Raw genomic sequence first — 17,497 nt, 5'->3', positions numbered from 1 at the left:
GGGCGGACAGAACGGATCGATGCAACACAAAATTCCAGACGTTCATAACAAATGGGTATACACCTGCCTGTTAGAAATTATCTTGGTTGCTTCACTAAAAAATCTAATTGCCATCAGTGTCATAAATTTCAATGGATACCGACGGAGCCTCGACTTCAGTCATCCCGATGCAAACGGTCTCGCCATTGACCACTGAGAAAGCCGAATAGATAAATCCTTCTCTGGACTCAAAAGCCTGTGAGCCGCCCGGTTCGATGGCGGCCAGTGGATTGCCCGAGTAGTCATAATCCGTCTCGGCACCACTTTCATCCACCCAATACACATACGCGACATCAGCCCCCCGATTGGTAAATGAGACTTGCGCTTCGTTGCCTGCATCGCTGGAATCCACGCTGCCACGGTAATGACAATTCTCGCCTGACCGCAGCGTTAAGTGCGCTAGGTTGTCACTGATATTTGCATCACTTTGATCTTGCTGTGAATCTTGAGATGGGGTCAAAATTTCGTCATCATCAGCGGTATGAGTATTTCCGCCAGCGATCACGGAAACCAGCGTATCAGTACTTTTTAGTTGAGTAACACCGACACATTCGATCTGGCCGTTGACATTTGAAAAGATCGAATAGGCAAAACCGACACTTGCTTTGAGGGTTTGACTGTCGCCCGGTGCAATGGCCGCCACCGGATTTCCCGAATAATCATAGTCAGTGTCAGTTCCGTTTTCATCCAGCCAATAAACATAAATCGTCTCGGAACCATTGTTGGCAAAAGACACCGACGCGCTTTGCCCAGAAAGTTCGGAGACAACAGAGCCGCGCATTTTGCAGCTGTTTCCCGTTCCAATGGTCAGTTGGTCTTGATTGCCCGCTTGATTGGCAGTTGGCTGGGTCTGGTTGAGCGTCGCGGTGTCTTGCGGGGCAGCCGTCGGTTGAGGAGTCTTTGACTGGCTATTGGCACTGCCAGCAGCACTGCTGGCTGTAAAGGCACTGGCCGCACTCAACTGGGGGGTCACTCCGATGCAATTGGAAGCGGCGTCATAGACCGCATAGGCATCGCCGATTTGGACCTGCAATTCAGCCGAATGACCCGCCGCCACGAGACTGATAGGCGTATTGTCGCCGTTGTAGTCACCATGATCCCCATTTTGATTGATCCAGTAGACATAAAGATCGTCTGCACCCGTGTTGGTGAGCGTCATATTCGCCGGATCTCCCGTGCTGGCGGACACCATCGTTCCGTTTTGTGCGCAAGACCCAAGCTGCTGGGCGCCGGATACGCCCGTGATTGAAGGGTTGTTTTGATTGGCTACCTTGCCAGTCGTATTGGCTGGAGTGTTGGCGTTCACGGTGCCATTATCGCCGTTCATTGTGACATGCGTGTTGACATCTTCTATCGATGTGATGCCCACACAATTGGTTTGTCCATTCGCAGTAGAGAACACGGAATAAGCCAATCCTATACCTGTTTGAATTGACGTTGCTGTCCCCGGCTCGACAATGGCCAGTGCATTGCCCGTGCGTTGGTAATCGGAGTCTTGGCCTTTTTCATCCAACCAGTAGACATACAGCGGCTCCATGCCAGTGTTTTCAAACGTGGTCATTGCAGCAACACCCGTGTCGTTTGAGGCCAGAGATCCGTGCAAATGGCAATTCTGTGCGGCATCCAGCGTTACCTTAATTGCCCCTGATTTGGGCGGCTTAACCGGTGCTGTGTTGTTGGCGGATTTGCCAGAATTGCCGTTGGGGGCGGTCTGATGAACGACATCTGCGGCAGCTGCATAGGTAAGGTGCTGGTTGTCACTGACCAGCTTGGCCGCACCAACGCATTGTTGGTTCGCATCCAGCAAGACGTAAGTCCTGTTTTTATAATCCTCGATCTCGATTGACTCACGCGGCTGAATGATCGCCCATTCGCTCTCGGTTGACTGGTTCACACGGAATTTCAGGGTCAACGGGCTTGATCCGGAGTTTGAAAACTTGGTTTTCAGCTTGCCCGGTTCCAGATCCAACTGGCTTGAGGCATCAAAATCAGTGAATGTGGTCCGAAGGGCACAAGACTCCGCGGTCGCGCGGGTGTCTCCGGGCTTTTGTCCTGCATTGTTCAGGTCCACAGTTCTTGCCAGCAACATGTCACAAGCTGATTGGCTGCCAGCTTCACAAGCCTTCCTTTCATAGATGACCGCATAGTATTTTTGCGATTGCGGCATTGTTGGCCCGACAATCACTTTCGCAGCCATCAGACAGCTTTCAGCATGCCCCAGTGTTTCGCAACCCAATACAAAATTGCCAATTGAGTTTGCTTCCCTTTTGTTGGCAGGCGTTCCATCTTCGCCACTCAGGGTCTTATTGCCAAGGATCATGCAGGCTTCGCCGTCTCCTTTGGTCATGGCCCCGGATACAAACACCCCCTGGCACGCTTCTTTATAAAAATAGGTGGAGCTTCCATCTTTTGTTGAGACCGGATTTTTGGTGATGGTTCCTTTCTCGGCCCCTTCAACGGCAATGCCATATGCAGTGCAAGACTTGGTCTCACCCAATCCGACGCACTTGAAATAGTCGCTCTGTAGTTCGGAATTCAATTCCCCCAAATAGCCCTCGTGCATATCGCAAGATCTCTGGTTTCCCCGTTGACAACTTTCAAGCAACGTTTGAACAGCGCTGTCCTTGGCGCGATTGTTCGTGGGCGTTTTGGACTGCGTGCCGTCTAGGGTTGACTGGTTGGCGCCCTGTAGCGCAGCAAGCCGGCGTTTGGAAGATTTAGGATCGCTGTAGGCATCCTGAACCCGTGTTCGGGCGAATTCCTGACAGCCTTCTTCATCACCCCAATTGCAGCCCTTTTCATAGTCCTTGATGGCGGCCTTCCTGTTGGCTGCTTCATAGCCCTTGGGCGCATCTTTGATCCGGAATTGTCCGGTGATTGTGCAGCCCTTGCCCATTTTGCTAATGCACATATTGCCAGCCAATTGCTTGAGCTGTTGGCAACTGTCATTGAAATTGGCATCGCACAATTTTTGATAAACAGCGCCCCCTTCTGTCCACTCGGGCGGCTGGTTTGTACCACCTTGAACAGAGGCCCCACCGATCCTGAAAAGGCTTTGGCCAAAGTCGGCGCAAGACTGGGGCGACCCTGCATTGCAGGCAAGGCGTTTGGCATCCAGATCGGCACGAAGTCCGGTCAATTGGGTGAGCCTGTCGGCATTCTGACTGAGACCACAGGCTTTGCTTTCGCCTGCCTTACAAAGACTGCTGGCGGTCTGTCTATACGCCTTGCACGCCCCTTTGACATTGCCTTCGCAGGCCAGTCCAAATCGTCTTACCGCATCGATGGCGCCGTATGCCTGTGTCCAATCATGACGACGGGTTGAGCTCTGGGCCAAATTCAAACAGGCTTGGGGATTGGTGCCGGTGTTGCACGCTTTTTCAAGCTCCAAACGAACCTGCTGATGCTCAGGTGAGAAAAACTCACGCTTGGGATCGTCCGGATCGAAATAGTGTGCCAACACTTCGACATGGGTGATCCCTCTGTAATCAGCCAACGGTATCCTGTTGCTGTTTGAAATATCGCAAGGCCTGATGCGAGGGTTCTGGTCTCTGCTGCCTTTATAGAATTTCAGCGCAGCGACACCCAAGCCGCAATGGAAGGACTTGAACCCGCGACGCATTTGTCCATTGCCGCCAGCGAGGCTTTTTTTATAGTTCCGTCGACCTGTGGCGCAAACCCGTGTTGTTCGTCCGCGGTAACCCGATTCAGCATAAAACTGGGCGCAATGAGAGTTTTTACCACTGGGAGCAATTCCGGGAACGACTACAGCAACGCGCAACGACTGTACGAAACGCTGATCGCCTTTATTCCGAGCGAATGGCACAGCGTGGGTTAGCTTAAGACCTTCAAATGTGCGGTCATATGTGGTGATATCAAATTTAGCTCCAGAATTCTTGTCATTCGCGGTGAATTTGAGACCCGCGGATATGCCATTCACAACCGTGAACAAATGCGGGTCGTTCTTGACGCAAGCGATCCGGTTGGGTTTTGGTTTTTTCCACGAACCACGCCCTGCGACAAAACCAACGCTTATATAACCTTGTTTGCAAACCGGTTGCCAAACGCTTCGATCATGAGTCCCGCCGCTGCAATTGTCACCCCAGACCAGCTTGTAGTCTATTGGCCGTGACCACCATTTGTTGCGCCCATTTTCGACACCACAAACGGCCGGAATCGTTTTCCTGTGTTTGTCGGTATATGCATAGTCACCCAGACTTATGCAACCGGGATAGTCTTCGACTCTGGCGCGATCCATGCCCCAATCGTATTTGCCGCCTGAATTGTGGTCGTTGCCCATCCATTCGGTGGGAAGCTCTCTGATGTCGGCGAAATAGAAAGGATGGCGTGAGACATTGTAGCCATTGCGCTTGTAATTGGGATCCTTGAGGGTTTGCTTGAATGTCGTTGCAAACGTAGCTGCCAGAAGCGCCGCAACCTGTTTGTCCTTTGGGTCGGGGATCTTGTTGATAAGCTTCTTGCTCTCCCCCATAGCATAGTCAAAAACAGCCGACGCGACCTTGCCGTTTGGTCCGGCGTGGTTGGTCACCAACTCGATCTGTCGGTGCATGGCATTCAGGGCTTTTTTCAGGCCTGTCATGGGGTCTTTTTCGGTCAACATATAGGTCAGTGCACCAGCACCGGTCCATTTCTGATTGAGTTTCAAAAACTCGTTACCCGCTGCCAAAGGGTCATCGAGATTGATCAACACCTTGCCAATATCGCCAAAGACTTCTGTGCCATCACTATAGATGGTTCTCACTTGTTTGAGCGGATTGAGATTCTGCGCCATTCCCATGGCTACACCTTCTCGCAATTGATCCTGAAATCGAACACCGGACTTCAAAAAACTGGTAAAGCCACCGGGGGGTAATTCATCGACGATAACGCTGATCAAAGCCAACGGCGTGTATTTTGATAATGTCGCGGCAGCTGTTCCTAAATCTTTGAAAGTGCCGTCAATTTCATCGATCAGAGCAGAGGGATTGCCGGCAAGCAGCTTTCCCATCCCAATGGTTGATTTGATGGTTTTCTCGCCAAGATATTCGACACCGTCAACCACAAAATTGCCAGCGTCCCTCATATAGTCTTCAAAACCATCGCAACGCGGGGTGGGGAGCTGTTGCGCGAAGCGACCCTTGGCCGGACCCATTATCCGGTTTTCGGCAAAGGCCGGGCTGAGCGTCGCATGCGTGGCGAAAACCGAGCAAGCACATATGGCCAGCACGGTACCAGTGCGATCGATCGCTTTTCTCAATGCAAATTCCATAATTTTTTCTCCCCCACCAAGCACAACCCGGTCGGTTGTGTCGTAAATTGGATAAATATCCGGACAGTTTCGAACCAACAATCGTCAAAATAAACATTTTTAGAATTTAAGTTTTTCTAGGGAAGCAAATTTTTAACCAAACTACAATGGCTGTACTAAATAATAAAATGTAGATCGGCGTATAATTTGTATAGTGTTCGTCATTAAATAAACTGGAGCCAAGGTGTCTTAACAAGAATAAAGACTTTGTCTCATCTGGTTTTTATATTACGCAACGGCTTTGCGGTAAAGCTTGCGCCTTGTTTCGAGTGTTTCCTGTTTGATAATTTCTCGCTGACTTAGAATAGCTCTGTCCCTTCCTAAAGAAACATCTGCCGGTGTCTCGATTATCAGATTCTCCCCCCTCTCGGCGGCGCTTCGCTTGCCTGCCGGTCAACGGGTGGCCGTAAACGTGCTCTGGGCACTAGAAAGCCTATTGTTGTGCCAGACCGGGTGAACGAACTATGGTCGTTGGATTTTGCCTCTGATGCTTTCACAGATAGTCGCAGGTTTCGTGTTCTGGCTGTCATCGATGATTTCTCTCGCGAATGTTTGGCTTTGGTGGCCGATACATCCTTGTCAGGCTACCGAGTGGCCCGTGAGTTGGATGAACTGATCAAACAGAGAGGAAAGCCCAAGACCATTGTTAGTGACAATGGAACAGAGTTCACTTCGATGGCCATCCTGAAGTGGTGCTAAAAAACAGACATCAGGTGGCATTACATAGCTCCTAGCAAGCCAATGTAAAACGGCTTTGTCGAAAGCTTCAACGGCAGCTTCAGGGATGAGTGCTTGAAAGAGACCCTTTTCTCATCGCCAGGTCAGGCCAGAACAGAGATCAAAGCATGGAAAGACGACTACAATAGTGAAAGACCCCATGCTTCTTTGGGTAACCTCACACCAATTGAATATGCCGCCAAATCAGCCTTAAAATTGATGGTGGCATAAAGCCAAAACCAACTCTCGGATTCTCCCTGAAACTGGTAGAGAATTGGGGAGCAGGTCAACCACCGCGGTCCATGGCGCAACTTTGAAGCTATTGAATATGCCACATTGGAATGGGTGGATTGGTTTAACAACCATCGTTTGCTAGAACCTATCGGCAACATTCCGCCTGCTGAAGCAGAGGAAAACTTCTATGCTGCAATGGAAAGATCGGAACTGGCCGCGTAACTAAGACAAATCAGCCTCCGGCAATCCCGGCGCGGTTCAGGTTGCCAGCCTCAAGTTCAAGCATGTAGAGGCACTGATCGGCCAAAAGCACGCGCCCCCTTGGGCAGCCAACAAACTGCTGAAACTAATCGGACGCCTTTGCCGGTACGCAATAAAGATAGAGCTGATCATGAACGACCCAACCAAAGGCGTGACGAGGTTTAAAGATAATCCGGACGGTTATCACACATGGACTGACGTCGAGATTGACAGGTTCGAAACACACCATGACAAAGGATCTGCTGCTGTGATGGCCTATTTGGGACACCGAACACAGCAAGAAGCGCGAAAATATGTTCAGAAAGCGAACAGGACTAGGTTGGGAGATAGTGGCATGGCCAAGTTCGAGAATTTGTCCAACCCCGCCAATAGTTAGACAAAAGCCCTCGCAACTAGTTAAGTTGCAAGGGCTTTAAGTAACCAATGGCATGCCCTACGGGACTCGAACCCGTGTTACCGCCGTGAAAGGGCAGCGTCCTAACCGCTAGACGAAGGGCACTCGCTATTGGTGAAGCGGTTTATAGGAAGCTTTAGAACAAAGCGCAAGCCGCAAAGTCGAGATTTTTGAATAGTTTGATATTTATCCCAAGCTCTCACCAATCCGATGCATATTATCATGGGTCTAGGTGATTGGAGAGCCTCAAAGGCAAGCAAAAACCCCGATGCAGTGCACCAGGGTTTTCGATTTTTATTGGAGCTTTTAATGGTCACGAACAGGCAATCAGCCAACAACTTTCAGATTGTCCGCATTTTCCTTGCCGTTACGGCCTTCAACCATCTCATATTCGACCTGCTGACCTTCTGTAAGGGTCGTCAGACCAGAACGCTCAACCGCTGAAATATGAACAAAAGCGTCTGTTCCACCTTCGGAGGGCTCGATGAAGCCAAATCCTTTGGTTGGGTTAAACCACTTAACAGTTCCGGTTGCCATCTTCAATTTCCTTTGACTTTAGGGTCTTGTCCCCGCCGCACCTCATATACGAAAGGGGGTCGTCATCATCATCGTCTGGATTGGTGAAACCATCTTAAAGAGCATGCGCGCCTGACGCTTCAGAAAACCAACAAAAAAAGATTACATCATAAGCATAAAATTCGAAAGAATAGATTTGTTGCGTTAAAGAAATTTCATATGACTGTTATATTGCCACTTATATTGGCAATGCCAAAAACTAAGCTAGTGCTATGAAATATAGATATATTCACTGTTTGACAACCACTCTGCGGATTGGTGTTTGAAGTCCGTTTTGATGCGATTTGCTTATGGATGAGGCGCTGCTCACTCGTTGGTTGCCTTAAAACTGCCCATATGTTCATCGGTGAATAAAAGTGGGTTCGAGCTTTTATGAAAGGCAATTGATCCACGATATGGTTTCATCAAAAGCGCAAAATTCAGGACAAGGTGGCAACGTAGGGCGGTCGATCATGACCACTTCGATCCCCAGCAGACGAGCAGCTTCAACCTTGTAGTAGGCTTGTGCTGCGCCAGAGTTTTTTGTGACAAGACAGTCAATTTCATATCGCTTCATCAGAGCTATTTCTGCTGCCACGCTTTCCTCAGGCATCGATTGTATGCAGTCAACTGGACTGTGGAATATCGACGTATCCATGGCCTCGATGCTACGAATGAGGAACCGACAGTCTGTACGGTGAGAAAAATGAAATGCAGACTGCTTTCCTATAGCCAAAAAGGCGCGTGCGCCTTGCGCAAGAACTTCGGAACTTGCTTGAAGACTGTCAACATGGATCCAATTATCGCCGGTCTGCGGAAACCACGCTGGACGTGCAAAGCGAATGATAGGGCAGGCCAAATTATCCGCGGCAGCAACGGCATTCTGACTCATAGATATTGCAAAGGGATGCGTGGCGTCGATGATCAAGTTGAACTTATGTTCAGTGATAAACTCAACCAAGCCATCAATACCGCCAAACCCGCCAGTCCTGATTTTGAAGCCTATCCCATCCTTTTGCGACATCCTTTTGCGAAAGGCAGAGGTAGCGTCTTTACCCAAAGCCCCTGATAGAGAAAGGGTTATGTCGAGATTTTTCTGGGCGATGAGTCGTTCTAACAGTAACCGCGCTTCACGTGTTCCGCCCAGTAGAAGAATACGCAATCCCACAGTCATTGATCCTCGGCATTCAGAGGCTGAGTGCGCGCGAGCAGTTTGCCATCGCGACCAACAACAACAACATCAACTTTGATAGGAGCCTGTCTTAGCATCAATAAGGCTTGTTGTTGTGCTTTAGAAGCAATCGCACCGGCGATGTCTACACACTCGCGTTGGGCATCCTCCAGCAGGGCCAATGCACTGTTGGCTTGCCGCGCTCGGGCCAAAAGCCCCGAATCTGCGCCTAGCTCGAATAATTGCTCGGCCATCCAGTCAAAGTCCACCTGACTACGCCCGGAGTGAAGATCCATATGCCCTTGGGCCAACTTAGACAGTTTGGCAAAACCGCCGCCGATGGTCACACGCGGAACGGGGTTTTTGCGTAAGTATTTTAGCATGCCGCCAACAAAGTCCCCCATATCCAACATGGAGAAATCCTGCAAACCATATAGGTCCTTGACCCGCTTTTCGGAGGTTGATCCGGTGCAGCCTGCGACATGGTCGTGACCGCCCGCTCGGGCTACATCAATGCCGCGATGAATGGAATGGATCCATGCTGAACAGGAAAAGGGGATTACAATGCCGGTCGTGCCCAAAATCGATAGACCGCCCATGATACCGAGGCGCGGATTCCATGTCTTCTGCGCTAGTTTTTCACCGTTACGTACAGAAATGGTGATATCCACATCAGGCGAAAACCCATAGCTTCGGGACAACTCCTGCACCACAGTCTGCATCATTTGGCGCGGCATAGGATTGATTGCCGGTTCTCCAACAGGAATCGGCAAACCAGGGCGCGTCACCATTCCTACGCCTTCTCCGGCAATGAACCGAACACCGCTTTCAGGTTGCCCAAAGGCTACTTTTACTTTGATCAAAGCACCGTGCGTTACGTCGGGATCATCTCCTGCATCTTTGATGATTCCAGCTTCGGCATGCTGATCTTCCAATCGCTCAAACGCCAGTGCGAAGGCAGGAGTTTGTCCCTTTGGTAGTGTAATCGTCACCGGATCTGGAAACTCTCCGGTAACAAGCGCAGTCAGCGCTGCCTTGGTGGCCGCGGTCGAACAGGCTCCCGTTGTCCAGCCACGCCTTAGGGGCACATTTTTATCCGATTTTTCTGTATGATCTGACATAGGTCAGATATATAACGCACAAGACTGATATGCCATACGAAAGACGTAACAACAGGAAAAAACATGTCTACCATTCCGGCTGATGACACCTACAGCAAAACTCTGTTTGACGGACTACCCGAGTTCCTTCCCGGTTGGGTGTGGTTGGTTGGTGGTGGACCCGGAGATCGGGGACTGCTTACACTTCATGCGGTCAATGCGATCCGGCAGGCCGATCTGATCGTCTATGATGCCTTAGTAGATGCCGCGATACTGTCCTTCGCAAAGGCCGACGTCGTGGTGGAGTTCGCAGGCAAGCGGGGCGGGCGGCCTTCTCCCAAGCAGCAAGACATTAACCTGCGACTTATCGAACAGGCGCAAAAAGGCAAGCGTGTATTGCGCCTAAAAGGCGGCGACCCGTTTATTTTTGGACGTGGTGGTGAAGAAGCTTTGGGGTTGGTCGCAGCAGACATTCCGTTTCGCATCGTTCCTGGCATCACTGCGGGCATCGGAGGTTTGTGTTATGCAGGCATTCCAGCAACCCATCGTGACATCAATCAGTCCGTCACATTCCTGACCGGCCACGACCAGACCGGCTCAATGCCGACCGCACTCAATTGGGATGCTATAGCCAAAGGCTCGCAAGTGATTGTGATGTATATGGCAATGAAGCATTTGAAATCTATTACGGAAAAACTGCTCAAAGCCGGCCGAAATCCGAAAGAGGGCGCCGCTATCATCTGCAATGCCACAACGCCGAAACAAGCGGTTCTGGTGTCTGATCTGGACCGCATTGCAGAAGAAACAGAAAAGTCGGGCCTCGCGCCGCCAGCCCTGTTTGTTGTCGGCGATGTTGTGCGCATGCGTGAAGGGCTCGATTGGTTGGGCTATGTCACGCATAACAAAAAGCTCATTTCCGATCCTCTTTCATTCAGTCGTTCCTGATCAGTTAGCGCAACGTTATTATGGCAGTTCAATCCTCCACGCACGTGCAAACCGGCCTGATATTGGCGGCCAGCAGCTCCAATTCGGGGAAAACAACGCTTTCATTGGGTTTGCAGCGCTTGTTAACGCGGCGAGGGCTGGTCGTTGCACCGGCAAAATGTGGTCCCGATTATATTGATCCAGCGTTTCACGCCGTGGCATCTGGTGCCACATCTATCAATCTCGATCCATGGGCTATGCGTCCAGTTGATATCTTGTCTCGCAGTGAAAGCCACGCATTTCAAAGTGAATTCCTGTTCGTAGAAGGGGTCATGGGGTTGTTTGACGGGGCTGCCGGTGGGCAGGGGTCAACGGCAAATCTTGCCCGCATACTGAAGCTTCCTGTCCTTTTGGTGTTGGATGTCAAAGGACAAGCCCAAACCGCGGCGGCTATAGCTCAGGGGCTTCGCAGGTTTGATTTTGATATATCTATAGGCGGTGTGCTTCTCAATCGGGTTGGATCGGTTGCGCATGAAATGTTATTGCGAGAGGCATTTGCTAAAATCAATTTGCCGGTAATGGGTGTGGTGCGTTCTTCAGAAAAGCTGGTTCTGCCGTCTCGACATCTCGGATTGATACAGGCGAATGAACACAGCGAACTGTCTGATAGAATAGATGATATTGCAGATCATGTTGGTCAATATGTAGATCTTGATGCGATCATACAGTTGGCAAATTCTCACACAAATACAACTGAAAACCACTCAGGGGCATTAAACTCCCCATTCAAACTGAAGCCGATCGGGCAACGCATTGCGATTGCACGGGATGAAGCCTTTACATTCATTTATCCGCATTTGCTATCAGACTGGCAAGAGCAGGGGGCCGAACTATCGTTTTTCTCACCTCTGCAAGACGAGGCGCCATCACTTGATGCCGATGCGATCTATTTGCCGGGAGGTTATCCAGAATTGCATCTGGATGCGTTACAGCAAGCAACTACGTTCCGGCAACGGATGGAGGATGCAGCGGCGCGTTCAAAATGTATTTTTGCTGAATGCGGTGGTTATATGGTGCTTGGCCGGTCTATCCTATCAAAGCAAGGGTGTGAATATGCCATGCTGAATTTGCTGCCCGTAACGACTAGCTTTCAAGACACTAAGTTAAAATTGGGGTATAGGAAACTTACCCATAGTTCAACTTTGCCTTGGGGCGAAAGCCTAACTGCGCACGAATTCCACTATGCCACGGTCACATGGCAGGGCATATGCGAACCGCTCTTTAATGCTCATTCAGCCGCAGGGAAAGATTTGGGTGCAATGGGACAAAGGATCGGCAGCGTCCATGGATCCTTTGCCCATATTATTGCACCTGCGTAAGGCGGTTAATCGGACTCACACTTCTGTGGCTTCAGGCCCGACTTCCCCTTTTGCCCCAATCCGCAAAACATGTGAAAACTCGGAATCATAGAGTTTGGAATCCTCAAACTCTTGCGCGGCCATGGCCGGCCCCACCAAAATGAGTGCTGTGCGCGTGATTTTCTCGGCGCGAACCTTTTGCCGAATGGTTGAAAGCGTACCATGAATGAATGCCTGATCGGGCCAGCCAACACGATAGGCGACCACGACGGGGCAATCTGCGCCATAATGAGGTGTTAGCTCTCGCTCGATTTGCGGAATGTTGCGAATAGATAGATGAATGGCAAGTGTCGCGCCTGATCTTCCCAATATATCAAGGCTTTCGCCTTCCGGCATCGAGGAGGATTTCATCGCAGTTCGCGTTAAAATGATTGTCTGTGCAATGCCGGGAACCGTCAGTTCAGCACCAATAGCGGCGGCAGCTGCAGCAAAGGCCGGAACGCCGGGCACCACTTCATAGTCGATGCCCAAGACTTTAAGGCGTCGCATCTGTTCAGCAATGGCACCATAGATGGAAGGATCACCAGAATGCACTCGTGCAACGTCATGGCCATTCTCATGGGCAATCCGGATGTCCTCGATTATTTCATCAAGATGCATAGGCGCGGTGTCTTTGACCAAAGCAGTCTCGGGAGCCTCGACGACAATCGCCTCTGGCACCAGGGATCCTGCATAAAGACAAACGGGGCAACGTTGTATCAATTTGAGGCCGCGTACAGTGATTAAATCCGGAGCACCAGGGCCTGCGCCGATAAAATAGACTGTCATTTCATTTCCTTTGTAACCGCGCTCGTGGTGAAGCGCATTTTATTGCACTTCAATTCAGCTTTTCTCGGCATCAATTCGTTTCGCATAACCGCGCGGGGTGTAGGCTTGCCAGCCATTGTCCCCAACAGAGCGATCACCTGATTGTATTTTCCTAGATTGAGACGAACCGACCAGAACAACCGTCAACATATCAACCTCATCCACTTCCAGTTCAGACAATGTCCTGATGCGCAGATTTTCGGTTTCTCGGCCCAAATTGGAAGCTAGCAAGACGGGGGTTTCTGGTGGGCGATGGGCCAGCAATATCTCTTTGGCACGCGCGAGTTGTGTTCGTCTCTTTTTTGAGACCGGATTATAAAAGGCCACGACAAAGTCACCTTGCGCGGCGGCTTCCAGACGTTGAACTATGGTCTCCCAAGGTGTCAGCAAATCTGAAAGCGAGATCGTGCAGAAGTCATGCCCCAGCAGAGCGCCAAACCTTGCGGATGCGGCCTGCAAGGCAGAAACCCCAGGCACATGGGTGAGTTCGATCCGTTTGGCGGCAGCGGATACGCCTCCAGCATCTTCAGATCGATCGAGCAACTCCATTACCAAAGCACCCATGGCATATATGCCAGCATCGCCCGAGCAGATCAAAGCAACATTATGTCCCTTTCCTGCTTGTTCAAGCGCATAGCGGCACCGATCTTCTTCGCCACCCAATGGGAAGTCACTGCGGGTTTTGCCGTCAGCTAAAGATCCAAGCAAGTCAATATAGAGACCATAGCCGACCAATTCCTCGGCTTCGGCAATCCGATTGCTGGCTTCTGGTGTACGCCATTCCGATTGCCCCGGACCAATGCCGACCACTGATAAGTGTCCGCGCTTTTGACCGGGCAGGGCACTTGAAAAAGGCTCTGCAGCAAGGCCAATTGCGCAAGTGGCTTTGTCGGATTTGACCTTGGCGACTAGCAAAGAGCCAGACACTCCCGCAGCGGCCAGTGCAGCGCCTTCAGCAACGCCGTGGCAACCAACTTCAGCAAAAACAACGTCTGACGGGGTTTGAAGTTTATCTTTTTGCGCTTCTAATTCTGACACCGAAAAGAACCGTGCGGATACACCAAAATGTGCTGCTGCGTGATGAATGGCAGCTTCATCCATTTTCAAATCAACAGAAGCAATCATGCCAATAGCTTCGCGAGACAGATTGGCACTCGCAAGGGTCGCCTCAATATGGGCAATCAAGTGATCGGGCGAAACACCTCTTTCACACCCAACGCCAACGGCCAATCGTTGGGGACTGTAAACCAGTGCGGTCTCAGACTTTTCAGGAGATGCCATTTCGATTGAGGAGATGAGCTTGATATCTGCTTCATTTGAAATGACAAGCTTGCCATCCTTGATCCAGTCAAGACTATCATCCACCTGAACGGCAGTCCCATCGACGATTTTCGCCATCACAGGGCCAGCAGAACGCGGGTTTTGTAGCTTCCAACCTGCTGGAGGATTATCAAGCGCCAACCGGAACCGGCAGTCGCCAGCCGTGGTCACCGCAGCATGGGCATCCAGCCCCTTAGCGATCAAACGGGCCAGATCATTCGCACCATGATGCCCACCCAGCAATGGCACCACAGATAACGCGTCGCGCGATACAGCCAGAACAGCTGGTTCGTTAAATTTGCTATCCAGCACCGGAGCCAATGCGCGGATGACGATGCCGCTAGCACAAAGTGCAACGATGTCTTTTCCGCCAGTAAATAGGTCGCGGATATGACTGATGGTATCCGTAAATGGAACGTCCGCGTCTGTCACATCGGATTTGGCATGCACAACAACGGAACGGCCATGCTCAACGAGGACTGACTTGATTTGATTGGCGAGTCTTATGGCTGCTTTTGACGGGCAAACAATCGCGATGGATCGGTTCATTTCTTCCATGCTTCATCTCCGTCATAAATAAGGATCATTGAAAAATAGGGAACGCAGCTTTCATCAACATCAGCCAACGGCATGACTTTCTCGGTTGGCAGTGTTGCTCGCTCGACATAACCAGAATTGGACAACAGGCCCAATTTATCCAAAAGTGCCCGAAGTCGAGGCAAATGACGCCCCACTTTCATGATCACAAAGGATCCGCCCAATAAAAGGCGTTGTTCCAATGCGTCATCGTCCATAGGGCCGGTTAATATGGTCAGCACATCATTGCGTCCGGCAAGCGGTTGAGCCAAACGACCGGCGCAGGCAACAAGTGATGAAACCCCTGATACGATTTCGACGTTGAATTGATCGGCAAGGCGATTGTGCAGATACATGAAGCTGCCATAAAAGAACGGATCGCCTTCACACAACACAACGACATCGCGACCCGCCCTGAGATGGTCGGCAATATCTTTTGCGCCATCATCATAAACCGATTGTGCCGCAAAACGCTCAGTGCGCATGGGTACCGGCATGGCGATTTCGATACATTGATTGGGAATGAATGCGCTGGCGATGGATCGGGCAAAGCTTTCGCCGCCTTCCGGTGCGGGATATGCAATAACTGCGGCGTTGCCAATAAGGCGCGCAGCTTTCAAGCTTAGAAGTTCTGGATCTCCGGGGCCAACACCGACACCATAAAGAGTGCCTTGATTTTCAGTTTTCATATTTTGTCTCTGAGTCATAATTTGTGAGGGCTATGCGTCTTTTACAAACGCCCATTGGGTGACAGGCATCGAGGTTTTCCACCCGAAATGCGGCCCTACAGGGGACGCTTTGGCAATGGACAGGCGGGTCAAGTCACCGCCGTGGCGTTCAAACATTTCGAGCAGCAAGCGCTCCGATCCTAAAGTCACTGCGTGGGCGACCAGACGGCCCCGAGGTTTAAGGGCCCTGAGGCAAAAATTGACCACATCAACGGATAAACCGCCGCCAATAAAGATCGCGTCAGGCGCTTCCTCTCCGCGCAATCCATCTGGCGCTTGGCTTGCCAACAATCGCAAACCGGGAGTACCCAATTGCTGTGCGTTATGCTCGGCAAATACTCTGCGCTTTTCTTGTGGTTCAATGCCAACTGCGCGGCAACTGGCGTGGCTGCGCATCCATTCAATAGCAATGGAACCGCAGCCGGTACCAACGTCCCACAGTAGGGCATTGGGGTGTGGGGCAAGCTTAGCCAGAGCACTCGCGCGGATATCCCGCTTGGTCATTTTGCCATCATGTTCAAAAGCATCATCCGGCAAGCCTGCAATGGTGGGCAGCCAATGCGGCAATTGATCGGGCAGAGCAACAGCCAGCACATTCAGATCCGCAAAACGCAAAGTTTCACCGCCGTTTTTGATCGTGCGCGCGTCACTTTCGATGATTTTTTCTTTGTCACCACCCAAGTGCTCAAGCACGGTGATTGAAGCGTTTTCAATCCCTTGATTGCATAATTGCTTTGCAACCAATGAAGGGGATGTGCTGTCCTTGGACAGAATAAATAACCGCGCTCCGGGCGTATAATGCGGGAGCAAAGAAGCCGGATTGCGCCCATGAATGGTCAATTGTGATGTTTTGTTAAGCGGCCAACCGAGGCGACTGGCGGCCAGACTGAATGAACTGGGCGCAGGCAATACGCGCATTTCGGACCTATCAAAATGGCGGGTAAGTGTCCCACCAATGCCAAAACACATCGGGTCCCCGCTGGCCAAAATTACGACTTGCTGTCCGCGAATTTTTTCGAGTTCCGCATAAATTTTAGAAAAAGGCGATGGCCAGACAATGCGTTCCGCATCGGGTGTCAAATCATCAGCTATCATGGCCAAATGACGCTGTCCGCCAATAATAGTCTTGCTCTGAGCAATCAACGACCACCCAAGATCGCTCACATCATCCGTTCCGCCTTCACCAATACCGATAATATTGAGCCACGGTTCATTCAGTTCGTCTGTCATCTATTTCTCTCATTCGGCTTTGGATCAGCAGGCTGATCCCCTTTGCCAAGTGCCGCGATGGACAAGGCATTGACCGCAGCGCTGGCCAAAGGCGTTCCGCCACGACGGCCCAACAGGGCAACATAGTCCAGATCCAATGCATCTGCTTCGTCGACCAAACATTGTTTGGATTCAGCCGCCCCGACAAAACCAACCGGAAACCCGAGCACCAACGCCGGTTTGCTTTCGCCGTCTCGTATCATTTCCAACAATCGAAAAAGCGCCGTCGGCGCGTTGCCAATTGCCACAACCGCGCCGTCCAAATGGGGACGCCAAAGCTCCATCGCTGCTGCTGTTCGTGTCGTGCCTATTTCGGCCGCCAAGTGCGGAACTAACGGATCATTGAGTGTCACCAAAACATCGTTGCCCGCGCCGCCGTGATCAACTGATAGAAAGCGGCGTGTTATGCCGCCCGCCACCATTTGTGTGTCAACCAAAATCGGATTGCCTTGCTGTATGGCGGCGATGCCAGCTGCCATACACCGTGTGCTAAACCGTAGATCGGGTACCAGATCAGTCATGCCAACCGCATGCATCAATCGGACCGCCAAGGGTTCGACTGACTCTGGAATTTGTGCCAGAGATTCAGCAGATTCACTTCGTATTATCTGAAATGATTTTGCATAAATCGCTGCGGGGTCTTTCTCATAGTCAAATGCCATAATGCACAATCAAA

The 17,497-nt window shown here is 50.9% G+C and carries 12 protein-coding genes, 1 tRNA gene and 2 pseudogenes; 5 read left to right on the top strand and 10 right to left on the bottom strand.

Features of this window, described 5'->3' with window-relative positions:
- Window positions 1-103: 103 nt before the first annotated feature.
- Window positions 104-5,308: a Vps62-related protein gene (locus tag C0081_RS03400; RefSeq protein WP_101532406.1), complete on the bottom strand. Its 5,205-nt coding sequence runs from the start codon at window positions 5,306-5,308 to the stop codon at window positions 104-106.
- A 420-nt stretch (window positions 5,309-5,728) separates the two neighbouring features.
- Between C0081_RS03400 and C0081_RS23490 the strand changes: the two are divergent.
- From C0081_RS23490 to C0081_RS03380, 3 genes and pseudogenes are all read left to right on the top strand, one after another.
- Window positions 5,729-6,295, top strand: a pseudogene (locus C0081_RS23490) (integrase core domain-containing protein); the annotation flags it as partial.
- Between the two features lie 48 nt (window positions 6,296-6,343).
- Window positions 6,344-6,520: pseudogene (locus C0081_RS03385) on the top strand (IS3 family transposase); the annotation flags it as partial.
- Between the two features lie 169 nt (window positions 6,521-6,689).
- A complete protein-coding gene (locus C0081_RS03380) occupies window positions 6,690-6,935 on the top strand; it encodes a hypothetical protein (RefSeq protein ID WP_101532403.1) in 246 nt (81 codons plus the stop codon).
- 48 nt (window positions 6,936-6,983) lie between these two features.
- On the opposite strand, the gene C0081_RS03375 is transcribed toward C0081_RS03380, so the two are convergent.
- From C0081_RS03375 to C0081_RS03360, 4 genes are all read right to left on the bottom strand, one after another.
- Window positions 6,984-7,058 (bottom strand) — tRNA-Glu (locus C0081_RS03375).
- A gap of 222 nt (window positions 7,059-7,280) precedes the next feature.
- On the bottom strand, window positions 7,281-7,490 hold the full coding sequence (locus C0081_RS03370) for a cold-shock protein (RefSeq protein WP_101532402.1): 210 nt from the start codon (window positions 7,488-7,490) through the stop codon (window positions 7,281-7,283).
- 409 nt (window positions 7,491-7,899) lie between these two features.
- Complete coding sequence (locus C0081_RS03365; protein WP_101532401.1) at window positions 7,900-8,682, bottom strand: cobalt-precorrin-6A reductase; 783 nt, start codon at window positions 8,680-8,682, stop codon at window positions 7,900-7,902.
- Window positions 8,679-9,800, bottom strand: coding sequence for a cobalt-precorrin-5B (C(1))-methyltransferase (locus tag C0081_RS03360; RefSeq protein ID WP_101532400.1), 1,122 nt, complete (start codon window positions 9,798-9,800; stop codon window positions 8,679-8,681). The genes C0081_RS03365 and C0081_RS03360 overlap by 4 nt, the downstream gene beginning before the upstream one ends.
- A gap of 63 nt (window positions 9,801-9,863) precedes the next feature.
- Between C0081_RS03360 and cobA the strand changes: the two genes are divergently transcribed.
- Together cobA and C0081_RS03350 are read left to right on the top strand one after the other, a co-directional pair.
- A complete protein-coding gene (cobA, locus tag C0081_RS03355) occupies window positions 9,864-10,724 on the top strand; it encodes a uroporphyrinogen-III C-methyltransferase (RefSeq protein ID WP_101532399.1) in 861 nt (286 codons plus the stop codon).
- Window positions 10,725-10,744: 20 nt separating this feature from the next.
- Window positions 10,745-12,082, top strand: coding sequence for a cobyrinic acid a,c-diamide synthase CobB (locus tag C0081_RS03350; RefSeq protein ID WP_101532398.1), 1,338 nt, complete (start codon window positions 10,745-10,747; stop codon window positions 12,080-12,082).
- A 15-nt stretch (window positions 12,083-12,097) separates the two neighbouring features.
- Here the strand turns inward: C0081_RS03350 and cobM are convergent, their stop codons facing one another.
- Genes cobM through C0081_RS03325 form a run of 5 tightly spaced genes read right to left on the bottom strand, consistent with a single transcriptional unit; the run spans window position 12,098 to window position 17,483 of the window.
- On the bottom strand, window positions 12,098-12,889 hold the full coding sequence (gene cobM, locus C0081_RS03345; protein ID WP_101532397.1) for a precorrin-4 C(11)-methyltransferase: 792 nt from the start codon (window positions 12,887-12,889) through the stop codon (window positions 12,098-12,100).
- 54 nt (window positions 12,890-12,943) lie between these two features.
- Window positions 12,944-14,806: a precorrin-3B C(17)-methyltransferase gene (gene cobJ / locus C0081_RS03340; protein WP_245417847.1), complete on the bottom strand. Its 1,863-nt coding sequence runs from the start codon at window positions 14,804-14,806 to the stop codon at window positions 12,944-12,946.
- Entirely contained in the window at window positions 14,794-15,513 is a 720-nt protein-coding gene (gene cobI, locus C0081_RS03335; protein WP_101532396.1) for a precorrin-2 C(20)-methyltransferase, read from the bottom strand. Before cobI ends, cobJ begins: the two co-directional genes overlap by 13 nt.
- Window positions 15,514-15,543: 30 nt before the next feature.
- Window positions 15,544-16,782, bottom strand: coding sequence for a precorrin-6y C5,15-methyltransferase (decarboxylating) subunit CbiE (gene cbiE / locus C0081_RS03330; protein ID WP_101532395.1), 1,239 nt, complete (start codon window positions 16,780-16,782; stop codon window positions 15,544-15,546).
- On the bottom strand, window positions 16,779-17,483 hold the full coding sequence (locus tag C0081_RS03325; protein WP_101532394.1) for a precorrin-8X methylmutase: 705 nt from the start codon (window positions 17,481-17,483) through the stop codon (window positions 16,779-16,781). The genes cbiE and C0081_RS03325 overlap by 4 nt, the downstream gene beginning before the upstream one ends.
- Window positions 17,484-17,497: the final 14 nt, after the last annotated feature.

The organism is Cohaesibacter celericrescens (genome assembly GCF_002866925.1).
Lineage (GTDB): Bacteria > Pseudomonadota > Alphaproteobacteria > Rhizobiales > Cohaesibacteraceae > Cohaesibacter > Cohaesibacter celericrescens.
Note: the sequence above shows the minus strand (reverse complement) of the source record. Positions and strands in the feature narration are given on the sequence as shown.

Coding starts and splice junctions, on each gene's coding strand:
- cobJ (WP_245417847.1), bottom strand. CDS start 14,806: ATGGAAGAAATGAACCGATCCATCGCGATTGTTTGCCCGTCAAAAGCA.
- C0081_RS03360 (WP_101532400.1), bottom strand. CDS start 9,800: ATGTCAGATCATACAGAAAAATCGGATAAAAATGTGCCCCTAAGGCGT.
- C0081_RS03325 (WP_101532394.1), bottom strand. CDS start 17,483: ATGGCATTTGACTATGAGAAAGACCCCGCAGCGATTTATGCAAAATCA.
- cbiE (WP_101532395.1), bottom strand. CDS start 16,782: ATGACAGACGAACTGAATGAACCGTGGCTCAATATTATCGGTATTGGT.
- cobM (WP_101532397.1), bottom strand. CDS start 12,889: ATGACAGTCTATTTTATCGGCGCAGGCCCTGGTGCTCCGGATTTAATC.
- C0081_RS03380 (WP_101532403.1), top strand. CDS start 6,690: ATGAACGACCCAACCAAAGGCGTGACGAGGTTTAAAGATAATCCGGAC.
- C0081_RS03400 (WP_101532406.1), bottom strand. CDS start 5,308: ATGGAATTTGCATTGAGAAAAGCGATCGATCGCACTGGTACCGTGCTG.
- C0081_RS03350 (WP_101532398.1), top strand. CDS start 10,745: ATGGCAGTTCAATCCTCCACGCACGTGCAAACCGGCCTGATATTGGCG.
- C0081_RS03365 (WP_101532401.1), bottom strand. CDS start 8,682: ATGACTGTGGGATTGCGTATTCTTCTACTGGGCGGAACACGTGAAGCG.
- cobA (WP_101532399.1), top strand. CDS start 9,864: ATGTCTACCATTCCGGCTGATGACACCTACAGCAAAACTCTGTTTGAC.
- cobI (WP_101532396.1), bottom strand. CDS start 15,513: ATGAAAACTGAAAATCAAGGCACTCTTTATGGTGTCGGTGTTGGCCCC.
- C0081_RS03370 (WP_101532402.1), bottom strand. CDS start 7,490: ATGGCAACCGGAACTGTTAAGTGGTTTAACCCAACCAAAGGATTTGGC.